Source organism: Runella sp. MFBS21 (assembly GCF_029433105.1).
Taxonomy (GTDB): Bacteria; Bacteroidota; Bacteroidia; order Cytophagales; family Spirosomataceae; genus Runella.
Genome location: NZ_JARNTW010000011.1, coordinates 82933 through 98564, shown reverse-complemented (window position 1 = coordinate 98564; position 15632 = coordinate 82933). Strand labels below are relative to the sequence as shown.

The 15632-nt window shown below is 39.5% G+C and carries 9 protein-coding genes; 2 read left to right on the top strand and 7 right to left on the bottom strand.

All coding sequences use genetic code 11. The annotated features are described in order from the left end of the window. Positions 1–747 precede the first annotated feature (747 nt). Entirely contained in the window at positions 748–1704 is a 957-nt protein-coding gene (locus P1X15_RS20045; protein WP_277339918.1) for an AAA family ATPase, read from the top strand. Positions 1705–1714: 10 nt separating this feature from the next. Next, the gene (locus tag P1X15_RS20040) at positions 1715–2626 is read left to right on the top strand and encodes a hypothetical protein (protein WP_277339917.1); all 912 of its coding nucleotides are present in this window, start codon (positions 1715–1717) and stop codon (positions 2624–2626) included. 521 nt (positions 2627–3147) lie between these two features. Here the strand turns inward: P1X15_RS20040 and P1X15_RS20035 are convergent. The 7 genes from P1X15_RS20035 to P1X15_RS20005 all read right to left on the bottom strand — a co-directional run bounded on the left by P1X15_RS20035 (position 3148) and on the right by P1X15_RS20005 (position 15631). Further along, positions 3148–5031 carry a histidine kinase dimerization/phosphoacceptor domain -containing protein gene (locus P1X15_RS20035; protein ID WP_277339916.1) on the bottom strand — a complete coding sequence of 628 codons (1884 nt, stop codon included), beginning with the start codon at positions 5029–5031 and terminating at the stop codon, positions 3148–3150. An 8-nt stretch (positions 5032–5039) separates the two neighbouring features. Next, positions 5040–5789 carry a LytTR family DNA-binding domain-containing protein gene (locus P1X15_RS20030; protein WP_277339915.1) on the bottom strand — a complete coding sequence of 250 codons (750 nt, stop codon included), beginning with the start codon at positions 5787–5789 and terminating at the stop codon, positions 5040–5042. Between the two features lie 360 nt (positions 5790–6149). After that, positions 6150–7325 carry a PP2C family protein-serine/threonine phosphatase gene (locus tag P1X15_RS20025; RefSeq protein WP_277339914.1) on the bottom strand — a complete coding sequence of 392 codons (1176 nt, stop codon included), beginning with the start codon at positions 7323–7325 and terminating at the stop codon, positions 6150–6152. A 64-nt stretch (positions 7326–7389) separates the two neighbouring features. Further along, complete coding sequence (locus tag P1X15_RS20020) at positions 7390–8289, bottom strand: sensor histidine kinase (protein ID WP_277339913.1); 900 nt, start codon at positions 8287–8289, stop codon at positions 7390–7392. Positions 8290–8300: 11 nt separating this feature from the next. Further along, on the bottom strand, positions 8301–12110 hold the full coding sequence (locus P1X15_RS20015; RefSeq protein WP_277339912.1) for a sensor histidine kinase: 3810 nt from the start codon (positions 12108–12110) through the stop codon (positions 8301–8303). Between the two features lie 16 nt (positions 12111–12126). Next, positions 12127–15033: a hypothetical protein gene (locus P1X15_RS20010; RefSeq protein WP_277339911.1), complete on the bottom strand. Its 2907-nt coding sequence runs from the start codon at positions 15031–15033 to the stop codon at positions 12127–12129. A gap of 13 nt (positions 15034–15046) precedes the next feature. Then, on the bottom strand, positions 15047–15631 hold the full coding sequence (locus P1X15_RS20005; protein ID WP_277339910.1) for a GNAT family N-acetyltransferase: 585 nt from the start codon (positions 15629–15631) through the stop codon (positions 15047–15049). Between the last annotated feature and the right edge of the window lies 1 nt (position 15632).

Genomic DNA, 15632 nt, shown 5'->3' with positions numbered 1-15632 from the left:
TCCTCGCCTTTTTCGCTCATTATCTACTTGTTATGTTTTTTCAAAGTGGTTTGGTATCTTAAATTTTGTTTCAAAATTTTAATCATTTCTTTTTAGGATATATTTTCTATCTTAAAAAATAGTTTTTTCGTCCAAAAAATTGCAAATACTTAACCACTATCGTTCCTTCAAAATTAGGGTAATATTAAATTCTGTCAATAAATTCTGTCAGACATATTTAAAGACAGAGTTTGACTACATTTTGACAGAGTTTGACTACATTTTGACAGAATTAGCTACTACATTTTGACAGAGTTCGACTACATTTTGACAGAGTTCGACTACATTCTGACAGAGTTCGACTACATTTTGACAGAATTAGACTACATTTTGACAGAATTAGACCCTGTAACCAACTATTATTCAGTAACTTACAAGCCCCTTAAATCATCAATATTGTAAATCATCAATTCTTCAATAAAAATATGACAATTTTTAAATCAAAATCAATGGGGCTAAATAGGGGGTTCTTTTTAGTCCGAACTCGTTCCAAAATCGTAGAAAATCAAAAATCAAATCAAAATCAAAAAAGATGATTCGACGCCAAAAAAAGAAGGCGTCAACTAAAAATATAGTTATTATTCAAAATTATCCTCATACTAAGTTGGGATAATTTTGAGCAACGAATCTTTTTTTAAGTGATTGTCATAAGTTTTCTACAAAAAAATTAAATTTGTAAAAAAATAGCGACAATCACTTCTTTAATCCATGATAAGCCAAAAAGAGGTTCTTAACTTTCTAAAGCACAACCCAGCTCTCACTATCACAGCATTGGAAAAAGAGGCAAGTATTCCCAAAGGAACTATCGCCCAAGCCCTAACAGGTACTCGTAACCTCGCTGAGAAGCATTTGATAGCTCTTTATCCAATACTCACCAAATATGGCTATTCTGATTCTCTCTACGAAAAAGCAAGGGTTATCTCTATCATCAACCACAAAGGAGGTGTTGGCAAAACTACCACTACCTCATCGTTAGGAGAAGCCTTGGCTCGTCGTGGATTTAGAGTACTGCTGGTTGACTTAGATCCACAGGGCAATCTAAGCCAAATTCTTGGCGTCGATAGTCCCGAAAGTCAAGTAGCTCATGCTTTACTCAATCACCACACACCTCTACCAATCGTCGAAATATCAGATAACCTTTCTCTCTCACCATCGGATATTGAACTAGCCGATGCCGAAATACAGCTTATCTTGAGTGTAGGTGGTGATTTACGTCTCAAGAACAAACTCCAACCGCTACTGACTCAGTTTGACTATGTACTCATCGATTGCCCGCCCTCGCTCAATAAACTGACCATCTCGGCCATGAATGCCTCCAATAGCTGTCTCATTACGTTATTACCTGAGATGTCGGCTGTAAAGGGCCTTAATTCGCTTTTACAACGGGTTATGGAAGTCAAAACCAACCTCAATGCCGACCTAAAAGTAGATGGCATTGTGTTTACGATGGTCAAGAAAAACAGCGTACACGATGGCATCAAAGAAAATGTCAAAGAAAACGTACCTATTCGCGTATTTAAAACTGAAATAAAACACCTTGTAGATTTTCAAAAGTCTCAGATTGTGCAGAAATCCATTGCTAAATTCTCGGACAACTCAGAAGCTGCCAAAAATTACCGTGACTTCTGCAATGAATTCATTGACTATCTTCAAATCGTAAAATAACCTCGCTCGCATGGCCAAGCTAAACATCAAAAACGCCATTGGCGAAAAAACCAAACAGGCACTCAACAACAGCTACATTAGTTCTGAACAAATCAAACAAAACATCGTGGTTTTGGAAGAGTTACGGACTTTTATCCCCTCTCCCACTCTCGAAGAATATGACCAACTGGAACAAAACATTCTTAAAAACGGGTGTAAAGATGCGCTACTTCTATGGGAAACTACCCAAGGTGAAATCGATTCCAGCAGCCTCTCCCCTACTGCTCCTGCATATGTATTGGTAGATGGACACAACCGTTATCAGATTTGTAGCAAGAGAAACATTCATTTCAACGTGCAGGTTATGAGTTTTCACTCCATCAAAGAAGTGAAAGACTACATGATTGATTTACAACTTGGTCGTCGTAACCTGACTCCTCAACAAACTTCTTATTTTAGAGGATTGAGATACAATTTAGAAAAAACAGACAGGGGCAGATATGACCGCAATGAGCATAAGTCCCAAAATGGGAATTATGATAAAGACTCTCTTTCTACTTCCGAAAAATTGGCCAAAGAATACAACGTAGGCCGTAATACGATTTTGAGAGATGCTGAGTTTGCGACTGGCTTAGACAAACTCGACAATAACCTCAAAAACGCCGTTTTAAGCGGCGAAATGAAAATGGGTAAGTCAGATATTCAAAAACTGGCAAAAGTCGAACAGAATGAACTTATAGCGTCTACAGAGGTACTCAGTAGTTTGCTCTCTCCCAAAGAAGATACTATTTTAGCGAATATCAAAGCCAAAGGCTCTTTCGAGAGCACTAAAAAACAACTTTCTAAAATTACAGATAAAGTTTTAAACTCAAATCCTACTCCCAGCCCCAAAGATTTAGACAAGCTCATTGAAATTGCTACTAAGCTTAAAGGGTTGTTGTGATCAACCTCTTTTCATCAGTAAGTTTTAAAAAATCAATATCATAAATCCCATTTTGGGACTTATGATATAAGTCATTGATATACAGTATTTTAATTTGAAAAATTTTAAAAAAATAGTGAATTAAGGCCCAGAAACTTGGATTTCCATTCTCTACTTACGTTCGTACACTTATTAAGGATACGTGCCAGTCTAATATCAAGTTTTAGCGTAAATATTTGATCGAAAACACTTTCGGAATCAGGGTTTGCGTAATATTTTCATATGCACATTTTAAATAGCAAAATCAACCTATTTTTGCATGTTCAGATGTGTAAAAATAGGTTGATTTTATCTTCGTATCTAGCATAGTTTTATGCTTAAATAAAACGAATAACTGGAAAAAAGAACCTAAGATGTAGAGAATTTTGAGGTCTCAAAGTAGGGAGGATTAGTCTAAACTAAGGAGTAAAAACCATAAATCCCATTTTGGGACTTATGGTATAAATGTCAGATTATCAATTAGTTTATGATAATGTTTGAATTTATACTAACTTATAGTTTTCGAATTCAAGTAAAGTCCCATAGCCAAACTCCGCCTCGATAATTTTATGCTTGCCTTTTAGTTTTTTACTCAAAATCTTTACCAAATTGAGACCAAATGAGGTGCCCGAACTAAACTGTAAAGCATTGGATTTTCCGACGCCATTGTCCGTAATTTGAAGGCAAAGTTTTTTGGTAGATTCTTCCCAAAGAGCTATCTCGACTATGCCAGAGCGATTGTTAGGGAAAGCATATTTAAGTGAATTCGTAACAAGTTCATTTACTATCAATCCAAGTGGAATAGCACTATCCACATCCAAATGAATAGGTTGAAGCTGGTATTGGATTATCACCCGATGAGTATCGCCAAGACCAAAAGAATCCAGAAGGGATTCGCCTAGATGTTGTAAATAATCTGACATATCCACAGCGGCGAGGTTATCACCCATATAGAGTTTTTGGTGAATAAGCCCCATTGCATCCACGCGGTTTTGCCCTTCTTTGACGGCATCGAGAGCAGCTTCATCTTTGATATAGCGTGATTGTAGATGCAAAAGACTCGACAATACTTGCAGATTGTTGCGAACGCGGTGATGAATTTCTTTAATTAAAAACTCTTTTTCTTCGTTTCGTTTGCGTAAAATACGAATCAAGCGAAACAAAAGTATCCCTGCGATGATGGCTACTATCAAAAAAAAGCCTAAAGCCCAGAGTTTTAAACGTTCTTCGGCAAGTTGTTTTTCTTGGAGAAGGATTTTATCTTCTTTTTGTTTTGTTTCAAATTGCGTTTTCAGCTTCGACATTTGAAGCGTGTTTTGCTCATTAAGTAGCTCTTGACTAGTGGTGGTAGTGAGTCGTTGATAATAGTATGCAGAGTCATATTTAGTCAAGCCCGCATAGGCGTCGGCAAGGAGTTGATAGTTTTCGACAGCCTTGTCGAGTTGCTGCGTCTGGTCAATGAGGCGTTGGTTTTCCAAATGATAGGGGAGGGCGGCAGCATAGTTTTGGGTGAGGTTATAAACATGCCCAATATTGCCAAGACACGACAGTACCAAGCTCGTAAAACTGGCTTTTCGGGCGATATTGAGACTTTCGCGGTAGTCTTCTAAGGCTTCTTGGTAGCGTTTTTGGTATTTGTAGACATTGGCTCGGCTATTGAGCGAAAGAGCAATATCGATTTGAGAAGCCAAGCGACGGCGGAGTGTAAGGCCTTCATTTTGATATTCAAGGGCCTTGGGATAGTTGCCCAATTGGAGCCACGCATCGCCCAAAGCCTGAGCTGTATAGGCTAAATCTTCAAGTCGGCGATTTTTTTTCTGAATCTCATATGCTTTTTCGGCGTATTTGATAGCATCCTCAAATTTTTGTTGTGAATAAAAAATAACCGAGATATCGCTGTTTGAACTTGCGATGCCGACAGTATCATTGAGTTTTTGATAGATTTCGAGTGCTTTGAAAGCATAGACCAGTGCCTTTTCAAAATCTCCTAGGTAATTGTAAACCCAGCGGATTTTGCTGTATACATAGGCGATGGATTTTTGGTTGTTTTGTTTTTCAAAACCATCCAATGAGAGATGAAAATAATACAAGGCCGAATCTGGCATGCTCAGATTTGCGCAGACGCGTCCAAGATTCATTTCGAGCTCAGGTATCCAGGTTTCGGCTTGGGCACTTTTGGCTAGAGCATAAGATTGGTGTAAAAAGTCTTTTACTTTCTTAAAGTCGTGATTGTTTTGTTCTTGTGCTAAATTATAAAAACGTCTTATTTTGAGGGTATCATTGGCTGAGTACCCTTGCATTTTATTATTCAATCTCCCAGAAGCTTTTTGACAGTAGCCTCGAAAAAACAAAAACACCAATAAGACTGGTAGTATGTATTTTTTCATAAGGGGGCTTAGCTTATCTTCCGTAGACGACTCATTATTTCTTCTTTGATGGATTTGCTAACTGGAATGCTCTGTTTTCCAATGTAAAGATGGGCATCGCCAATCTGGTCGACTTGCTTAAGGTTGATGATATATGAACGATGTACTCGCAAAAATTCTGGAAAATTGGCAAGCGCTTCACTGAATTTACCGAGCGTTTGAGATATTTGAATTTCTTGGGTTTTGGTATAAACTTTACAGTAGTAATCGTCGGCTTCTACCCACAAAATGTCTTCATAAAACAAAGGCTCCATCCGGTCTTTGACTTTAACAAAGATACGGTCGTTGAGACCATTTGGTTTAGAGGGGGCTTGGTTTTGGGAGAAAGGACAAGAGGTATTAACGTCAGAAAACTGTTTTAGGGCTAGTTCGATGGCATATTTCAGGTCTCGTCCTCGATAGGGTTTTGCCAAAAAAGCCGCAGGAAATGTATTTTTTGCTTTTGAAAAGGTAGACTCGTCGGTATTACTAGTCAAAAATATAACAGGAACTTCTATGAGTGTAAAGATTTGTTGTACGGTTTCGATACCGTCCCATTGTCCTGATAGCTGTACATCCATAATAATCAAATCTGGGGAACTATCTTTTACTTTTTGATAAGCTTCTTCGCCACTTTCAAACAGACCTATCACTTGGTAGCCCATTTCGGTAAGGCGGTCTTCTAAATCTGTACCAATGATAGGGTCATCTTCAACAATCAAAATTTGTATGTTATCCATAGGTGCGTTGAGGTTTGCCCTTGGATTTTATACACTTGTCATATATAAAACACCAACATCTAATAGGCAAGGTGTAATTTGCCTAGATTAGATATTTTTTAGGGTTAGGTTATTTTGCATTAAGGGTTGAGTCATCAAAGTTTGTTAAAACACAAACTCAATACAAGTAACAACATCTTTTTGAAATAATGGAAATAATTCTTGAATGGTTTCATCAAAACCAAAATTTGGTAGAGAGTTATTTAATGGTCAATTAGCCTTATAAGTAAAAGAGCAACTGCCAAGAAGGCAATTGCTCTTTTGTACTGCTAAGTATGAATTGTGGTAGCGTGTCAATTAGGGTAAAATAACGGCTCCACCTTAATTGCCATAATATTGGAGGGTAAGCGTCGTAATATCATCAAACTGATAATGGGTTCCAATAAACTCTTTTAAGGTGGCCTTTACCGTAGTGTTGATTTCTTTAGGAGTATTATTCGGACCAATAGAGGCTACTAATTCTTCTACTTTTTTCATCCCAAATCGATCTCCGGCTTCGTTGTTGGCATCTGTTACTCCGTCGGTATAAGTAAACAAGGTATCTCCGGGCTGAAGCGTGAGAACTTGGGTATGATAGTCGTAGGTAGGATCTATTCCTAAGGCCATTCCGGTTTTTTTCTTGACGACTTCTACAGTACCGTCTTTGCGCAAAATAAGCGGAGGCTCATGACCTGCATCTACATATTCGACGACGCCCGTCGTGAGGTCAAGTACTCCCACAAAAGCAGTCACAAACATAAAAGAGTCATTGTCTTCCGACAAAAACGCGTTTACTTGTCTTACTTCTTCGGCGATATTCTCAAAACTGCTGTGAAGAAAGTGGGTTTTGAAAATAGCCTTGGTAATGGCCATAAACATACAAGCCGGAACTCCTTTGTCGGACACATCCCCGATGATGAAGAAAAGATGGTTTTCGTCCATCATAAAAAAGTCAAACAAATCTCCTCCCACAGACTTGGCAGGTTCAAGAAATCCGTGCAAATCAAAATCTTTGCGATGAGGGAAGGGCGGAAAAATCTTTGGTAACATTGCCTGCTGAATTTCGCGAGCAATCAGCAAATCATTTTGAATTGAGACCAGTTGGTCGCGTTCTTTTTGATGCTGAATGAGCATTTCGATATGCCCTACGGTTTTATCAATGGTGATATCTAAATCCTCAAAATTGATGGGTTTCGTTATAAAATCAAAAGCCCCGAGGTTCATGGCTTTGCGGATGTTGTCCATATCGCCGTGAGCTGAAACCATGACTGCCTTCACTCGTGGATTGTTGATAGTGTTGAGTCTTGTCAAAAAAGTCAGGCCGTCCATCTCGGGCATGTTGATATCCGACAGCACTATATCAATATCGGTGTGTTGCTCCAAAACTTCGAGAGCTTCGATGCCATTGTGGGCAAAAATAAACTCATATCTTCTTTCTCGGATTTGTTTTCTGAATCGGGTTTGAATCAGCATTTCCATATCCAATTCGTCGTCCATACTGAGTATCTTGATAGCCATGTCTTAGTAATTTTTAATGAGTTTTTCTTAGGAATGAGAGTAACAAGAATTCTTGAGGTTTGGTTTAAGATAAATCTAGGGGTATCTGAATCGTAAATTCTGTAAACTTACCTTCTTCTGATACCACTTCCAACTGTCCTTTGTGCATAATCGTAATAATATCTCGACTCAATGCCAATCCTAACCCTGAGCCTTTGCCGACGGGTTTGGTAGTAAAAAAAGGCGAAAATACTTTTTCTTTGATAGAATCAGGTATTCCGTTGCCATTGTCTTTGATTTTGACTTGGACAGTCTGGGCGAGGCGCGTCGAGCTTACCGAAATTTGAGGAGCAAATCCTGCGCCTTCTCCTTTACGTTTTTCGTTGAGGGCATAGCAAGCGTTGTTGACCAGATTGAGTACTACACGACTTATCTCCGTGGCAGCTAGTTTGACTTTGCCTACGCTTGGGTCAAACTGAAACACAAACGATACATTGAAAGCCTTGTCTTCACCACGTACTCCTTGATAAGCGAGTTTGGTAAACTCTTCCAGCAATTGATTCAAATCTACGGGTTCAAATTTTGCACTTTGGTTTTCGGTACGGGTCTGGGCGAGCATACTTTGAATAATACGCGTGATACGCCCTCCATTTTCACTGATTTTGACGTTGATTCCGACCAGCTTGTCTAGCAAAAAAAGTAAGTCTTCTTCTTCTTCCGTGAGAGGTGTGTCTTGTTTTTTGTCGAAAATCTCTTTCATCTCATGAACCAAATCAACCGATAATTTGGAAAAATTGTTGATGAAATTGAGTGGGTTTTGGATTTCGTGCATGATCCCTGCGGTAAGCTGACCGATTTCGGCTAGCTTATTAAGTTGTACAAAACGTTCTTTAAACGTTTCATCATCTTCATGGGCGTGTTGTTGCTCTTTTGGAAGAAAAGCAGTGTTTGGTGGAGCTTCACTCGATTGATTCGCTTTTTCCATGTTAACATTGATTATAAAGAAGACGATTTTACGGTAGGTAATACAATCACTACCTCCGTAAACTCACCTTCTTTTGAATTGATACTAATTTTCCCTTTGTGCAATTCTATAATGTCTTTACTCATAAATAATCCCAGACCTGTACCTTTTGAGGTAGGTTTGGTAGTGAAAAAGGGGCTAAATAGTAGGGCTAAATCCCTTTTTGGAATACCTTTCCCATTATCTTTAATTTTGAGTGCTACTTCCTCTGATGCTACTTCGGTAGTGATAGTCACCAGAGGTTCAAAACCCTTATTTAGTTTGCTTTTCTCCGCGAGGGTATACAGGGCATTGTCTACAAGGCTAGTGATGACATCGCCCAATTCGGGAGGTAAAATGTTGGTTTTGGCAGGTTGTTTATCCAAATGTATGAGAAGCTGCCCGTTGAAATCCTTGTTGGTATTTTTGAATTCTTGGTAAACAGCTTTGGCGCGATTTTCCACAAAATTGTTAAGGTCTGTTTCAAAAAAGTCTCTCGATTTTTCTTTCAGAAGCTTTTGCATGTCTTTGACGATACGTGTGGTGCTGCTGCCGTGGTCGTATATTTTTGAAATACTGCTTTTGAGTACATCTAATAAGTCATAGGCATCATCTTTTAAATCGTCTGACAATTCTGCTTGGTATTTATCAATAAGCTCTTGGAACTCGTCGATGAGCAACTTAGACGATTCCGAGAAGTTGTTAATGTAGTTGAGAGGATTCAAAATGCGGTCCACAATTCCTTTGGTAAGCTGCCCAACCGATGCCAAGCGCTCTTGACGAATGAGTTCTTCTTGGGTTTCTTTGAGATTGCTCAGGGTTTTTTCAAGGTTTTCCAACAAACGGGTTTTGATATAAGCCGCAATAAGGTGCTCCTTGAGGTTTTTGATCATATTGAAATCTCGCTGGTCAAAAGCGCTAGCACGGGCGCAGTTTTCGAGCGTGATAAAACCTTCAATGTGATTGTCAACTTTGATAACAATCGTAATCATTGACTTGGGAGTGACGAGTTGGTCAATCATATTGTTGAGCTTATCGTATTTGATATCGTTTTTGAAATAGATATCTTCATATACCTCGATAGCTTCGTCTAAGTAGCGTTTTTCGGCTTGTTCGGGAGTCAATTGTACGGCTCCTAAAAGTGATAACTCACTGAATCCATAAAGTGCCTTGAAACGATAGCCGTTGGTGTCTTTGTCATAAATCAACGCACTGGCGCAGTCCATGTTGCGAATCACTTTGAGGCGGGTCAAAACCGTTTGAAACAAATTGCCAAAATTGATTTCAGTATTGATGGCCTGTACAATAATGTCTATCTTTTCGAGTTGGTCATTTTTATTGGTAAGTTCATCCGACTGTTTTTCTAGTTCTACTTTTTGGCTAACTACCTCTTCTGTACGCTCTTGGATAAGATTCTCTAGCTCTAGCTTTTCTCTTTCAAGCACTCTCAATCGCCATCTCACCGAAAAATAAATGGCCGTGCCAATCAGAATACCGTACAGTAAGATAGCCCACCATTGGAGATACAAAGGCGTAAGTACCCTAAACAGAACAACAGTTTCTTCGCTTTCGATACCATAAATATTACGCGCTTTGACCTTAAACTGATAATTGCCCGGTGGGAGGTTGGTATATTCTTTTTGAGATTGGGTAGTCCATTCTGACCATGCTTGATCAAAATTTTCGAGATAGTACTGAAATTCCAAGATTTCGTTGGCATGAAAACTCGGTGCCGCAAATTCGAAAAGAATGTTGTTGTCTTGATAGTCCAATTCAATCCTACGCACAGCCATGTTATTTTGTTTGGCGATAGTATCGGTAGGGTATCCATTGTAAAGAATCTGATTTCCTTTGCTGATTTTACGAATCAACGAGGCATACTCACGATTGTAATCGCGGCTTGTTTTGAGGTCAAATTTGATGAGTCCTTCGGCTCCTCCAAACCAAACTACTTGATTGACATCAGGATAAATCACTCCAAAAGAAGTCTCAGCCAGGGGTAAGAAAGGCGTAGCAATTTCTTGGTAAGGTTTGGTTGGTTGGTCAAGTTTTTGATAAAGTGTAATTACTTTTTCATCACCACGAGTGGTCCAGAGGTTTTTGGCTTGATCTTCTACGATGATGCCATTCCAATAAGCTGCGGATGAGTTTTTGGTCTGGAATAAATTAAAGGATTCAAAGACATCTTTGGTAGGATTGTATCTAAAGACGCCTTTTTGATTGTAAGCGATGAGTCCTTTGGAAGTAGCTACGACGCGGTTGTTGACCATCACAGATAGGCCCTCTTGGGTAGTATATTTCTTAACCTGATTGGAAGCTACATTGAATTTGATAAGCCCTTCGGTGAGGGTTTCAAGCCATAGATTGCCGTTTTCGTCTTCCGTGATGTTCATGATTTGTTCCGTTATTTGCGGAACGAGTTTGTAGCTTTGACCTTTGCCCGAAGTCGTAATCATCCCTAGACCGTTTTGTTGTCCTACAAATACGTGGTTAGGATTAGATTGAGAAGTATAGACACAAAGGGAATAAAAGGGAGTGATTTGCTGAACAGAATTATTACCGACCAATTTCAATAAGCCTTTGTTTGTCGCAATCCACAGTCCTGTTGACGACTTAGCCAATCCGAAGCAGCTTGCGTTGATTCCTGCTATATTGTTGACCAAAAATCCATTTACAGAAAAAAGACCATTGAGCGTACCCACATATAAGCGGCCATTGTAGCGACTGATAGCCTTCACTTCGCCTTTCAAATTACTAAACTCATTGAATCTTTCGATAGGCGAAGCTATCTCAATTTGCACAATCCCATTGTTGAGGGCAAGCCAAAGCATGCCGTCACGGTCCGAAAACATGGCGTTTACCTGAAGGTCTTGGAGGTAATCATTGTCTTTGATTCGGTTTTTGATTTGTCCTTGAGGCGATACTTCCAAAACTCCTTGGTTGAGTGTGCTAATGGCCAAATCTCCATTGTCGAGTACGGTACCCGCTGATGTTTGATTGGAGGTAAGGTACTTATTGGCTTCACAATCAAATACTTGAATAGTGTTGTTTGTGAGTTTGAACAAGCCTTGACTACTTGTGAGCAACAAAAACTCATTGTTGCTTATTGGAAAAACAGCCGTTAAGTCAAAGAGGGTAGGAGTGGAGGGAGCCTTGGAAATAGGAATGAGACTTTGCCCTTCGATAAATTGTGGACCACTGTCTTTAAGCAATACAATGATTTTTTCGTTGGCATAAAACGACGACATAATCGTGCCATTGACCTTAAACTCTTTTAACCCTTTGGGTGTTAGCAAAAAAATGTGTCGTTGGGAGATAAAATAGATACCTTCATTGGTTTGAAAAATATTGATAATAGCCCCGAAATTTGTTTTGACATCTTTGCTCAAACTTTCGAAATATAAGGTACCGAGGCTATCGGGTTTGAGATAACCAAATTCGCCCAATGCTCCCACAAAAACTCTTCCAAATTTGCTCACGTGTAAGGCCGATACTTTTGTGATATTTTGGGTAGGAATCGTACGCCATGTTACTCCGTCGTATTCTAGCACTCCTGCAAAGTTTCCAAAATACATCAAGCCGCGCGTGTCTTGGGCAATCGCAAAGTTTTGGCCGTGAGCATTGTATTCTTTAGGAATAAACAATCTGCTGAGCGGAATTCCTTTCTCAGTAGTGTTGTCGTTGACTTGAGCATTGATACTTGTTACCCATATCATCAGACATACCACTCCCCACACCTTCAAAATCAAGGAAGGCCAAGAAGGTACATAAGAGCTATGGGTAATTGATATAGTGTTTTTCATTGATACAAGAGTCATATTATTCGCCTTCATGAATAAGAATGCTACTTTTTTCTATTTCATCTTGGGCAATTAGATTATATACTAAATACGGATCCAATAAAATAAGCTCAGTGGCTTTGAGGGCCTTTATCGAATGCAGCAAACTATGAGGAGGGGGCACAGGGGACCGATACCAATAGTCGTCTTTGCTGAGCAATAGATGCGTACCGTCTGATTCATGAAGCTCGATTTCGCCCCTTCTGACCAACACGCAAGGCAAGCCATCGCTACAATAAGGTTGCATAAATATAATCTCGCCTTCGTTAAGATGAAGACTGACTCGCTGATTGGCAATCGTGAGCAATTCGTCACTTGGGATGTTTTCAAAAAGCTCTAATGGTCTAATATGAGAGAGCTTATAGACCAATAACTCGTCTTTTTTTAGCCCTTTTTCAATTTTTTCACATAACAACACCGAGCTTTCTGCTTCATGTAAAAGTGCTGTTTCTTTAAACTCTGCAAATGATTCGGGATAAAGTTGATACAACACATATAGGGCTGATTCGGCCACAATCACCGCGTCTGAATTGGCACAAGCAATGAGTATATATCTATGATCTGACTCTGGAAATCTTAGTAAATGCTGGATGGCGATGGCCTTGAGCGATTTAGAGATTTGAGAGAAATCTTTATTGATAATATCCAGAATACGCTCTTCTACCGTCAAGTTTTGTTGAGGATAATTGGCTTGGCATTTCTGCAATTTTTCGTTGAGCGGAGTATCCTCAAAAATAGGTACCAATTTTACCCTCAAATCTTCGGTAAGTGACATATTGAAAACCTCCTGCAAAAAGCCCTTGGTATCTTCTCCTTTGTTGTCGTATAGTTCTTTGATGAGTTCAAAACCCTGCTCACCGTTGAGAATATCAAGGAGCGTAAAAAGCTTTGGCACCATTTGGCGGTTTTCGGCCGAGATGGCTTTCCGTAGTTTGATGAGGTCTTTTTGGGTAGAAATATCTCTTCGGGCTGCAAGGAGCCAAACAATCAAGGCTGCTCTTTCGTCGATTTCGGCATTGATATGGGGGCGTTCGAGAGAAGTGGCGCGGTGGTTTAGGTTTTTGAGGGCTTCATATACCCGGTCTCTTATCTGAGGGTCAGGGTGGTTGATTTTGGCCCGCAAAATCCGCAAAGAAGCAGGGCTGATGATTTTTTCAAAAATACCAATGATGGTTAGCTGTGTAACTTTATCGTTTTCAACACGATTAAAATAACGCTCAAGTTCGCCAATCACCGGCTCCCCAATACGAGCTAAAGCCAAAGAGGTTGATTTGGCGAAATATTTTGAAGGTAAGTTGTTGAACAAATAAGGCCAAAGTTCACTTTTTTTGATATTGCCTGCGGCCAATATGGCCGCTTGCCTTACTTGAGTGTTGGGGTCTTGTAGCAGCGTTTCGAGGTGTTTGTAAGCAAAATAGCGTCCTGATTTTTCTAACAAATACACCGATTTCAATCTTTCTTCAGAGCGAGGAGAGGTAGCTAATCGAATTACTTTCTCAAAGTCATAGCGCTGGTTTATTTCTGTGATTTTGCTAAAATGAGGTGATGAAAGTATCGATATTTTGTGCTTTTGATAGGCTTTTTTAAACTTGTTGACATCCATGAGCAAGTTTTTTAGCACATTGCGATAGAGGTTTTGGGTCTTGAAAGAGATTGACAACCAGCCCAAAAGCACCAAAACGAAGAAATAAGACAAATAAACACTGTCTACAAAAGAAAAATAGGTAAGCGCCATCAACAAAACTCCCGCCACTATATTGCCCATTGCTTTGGGGCCGCCTTCGATCCGACTTTGTAGCTCGATGCGTTCGTCAGGGACAATAGGTTGAAATAAAAGTTGAAAAGAGGGGTCATTGATAGATTTACGGAAGGTGCTCATAAAAAAACGAGCCATTGCTACAAAGGCAAAAAAGACGTAGTTGTTGCCATAAAAAGACCCATATAACGCCGCAAATACAAAAAATACGGTAAGTGCCAAGGGTAGAATGATAAGGCCGAGTTTGAGGCCGTATTTTTCGATGACTCTTCCGTACAAAAAAGTCTTGATGAGTAGCTCAATAATAGCGCACAGTCCAAAAAAGAATCCTAGAAAACTGGTTAAACTTTCTTTGTTGGGAAACACATTTTTGGACTCTACTGCAAACATAAACTCCACATAAAACAAACCTACCACCGGCATCAGCGCAAGCAAAAAGATGGCTGTATAGTAAGGAGATTCAAAAAAATAGCGGAGTGTTTTGCGTTCGTTTTTGGAAGGTGCCCGGGCAATGATGGCAAGCTCAGGCTCATATTTTTTACCAATTGATACCATCACTACCAAGCATACTATCAGTACAATGACAGAAATATACAGAAGTTGATTGGTATCGATAAATTGTAATAACAACGGAATTGATAAATAACTTATAATCGACGAAAACACATCGCCAGTGGTGATAAAGCTAATGAGGCGCTTGGCTTGCTGTAGATTGAAAATCCGCGAAACAATGGCCCAGAAGGCAATTCCGTTGACAAAAACAAAAACCCGATTCCAAAGAAATAGAAGAAAGTACACCCATTTACTACCCGTCAAGAAATGCAGAACTAATAACCCCACTACCGATACAATCAGAAAGACAATAAGTCCCAGAGCCAATTTAGAAAAGTATACTTTCTCTTGAATTTTGGCAACAATAAACCCCAACGCATACACAATGATACCACTTGCGATGTATACTTTAGGGAGCATGGTGCGATCAAAACTATTGATAAACAACGACATACTCGCCGTATAAAAGATGGCGACCGATACTCCCATAAAAAAAGAATAACGCATGAAAGGTAAGACCATAGAGAGATCTCCTGCCTTCAAGTTGAGAATACCATATATCGCTTTTCTTTTGAACATTAAAAAAGAGGTTTTATAAGTCTAATTTCATTAAGAAAAAGGGACGCTCGGGCATTTCGGGGATGTTTCTTAGTTGCGAAATCAACGAAAATCCTAGTCTTTGTAACGACTCCAAACGCGATAATTGAGGAAAAGCAATCATTACTTTTGAGCCGTATTGTGTTGCTACTTTGATACGTTCTTGGTCGAGGATTTTGGCAAAGCCTCTTCCGCGAAAAGCGGGATCGACTACCAGCCGATTGATAGACGCAATAGGAGGGTGATCAAACAATAGCCCGTGCTCTGGATGCAAAAAATCATTATAAGGAACATCCTCTAAATCATCATGAAAACTCAACCGAGCAGCTGCCACGATGGTGTTGTTTTGGGTAATAATCCAATGAATGGCTTGATTGTCAATGCTATCAATCCACGCATCTTGTGAAAAAAAACTGGAACTGATTCCGTTTTCATGACGCCAAGCTTTGATTCTGAATCGGCCTATTTCTTCTAGTCGTTCAGGAAAATGCCCTTCATGAAGCTCAAATCCGTTAGGAAGGGGGATTGTTTTGTTGTTTTCCATCACCATTAGTTCCATCACGTTGGGTAAAGCATTCATA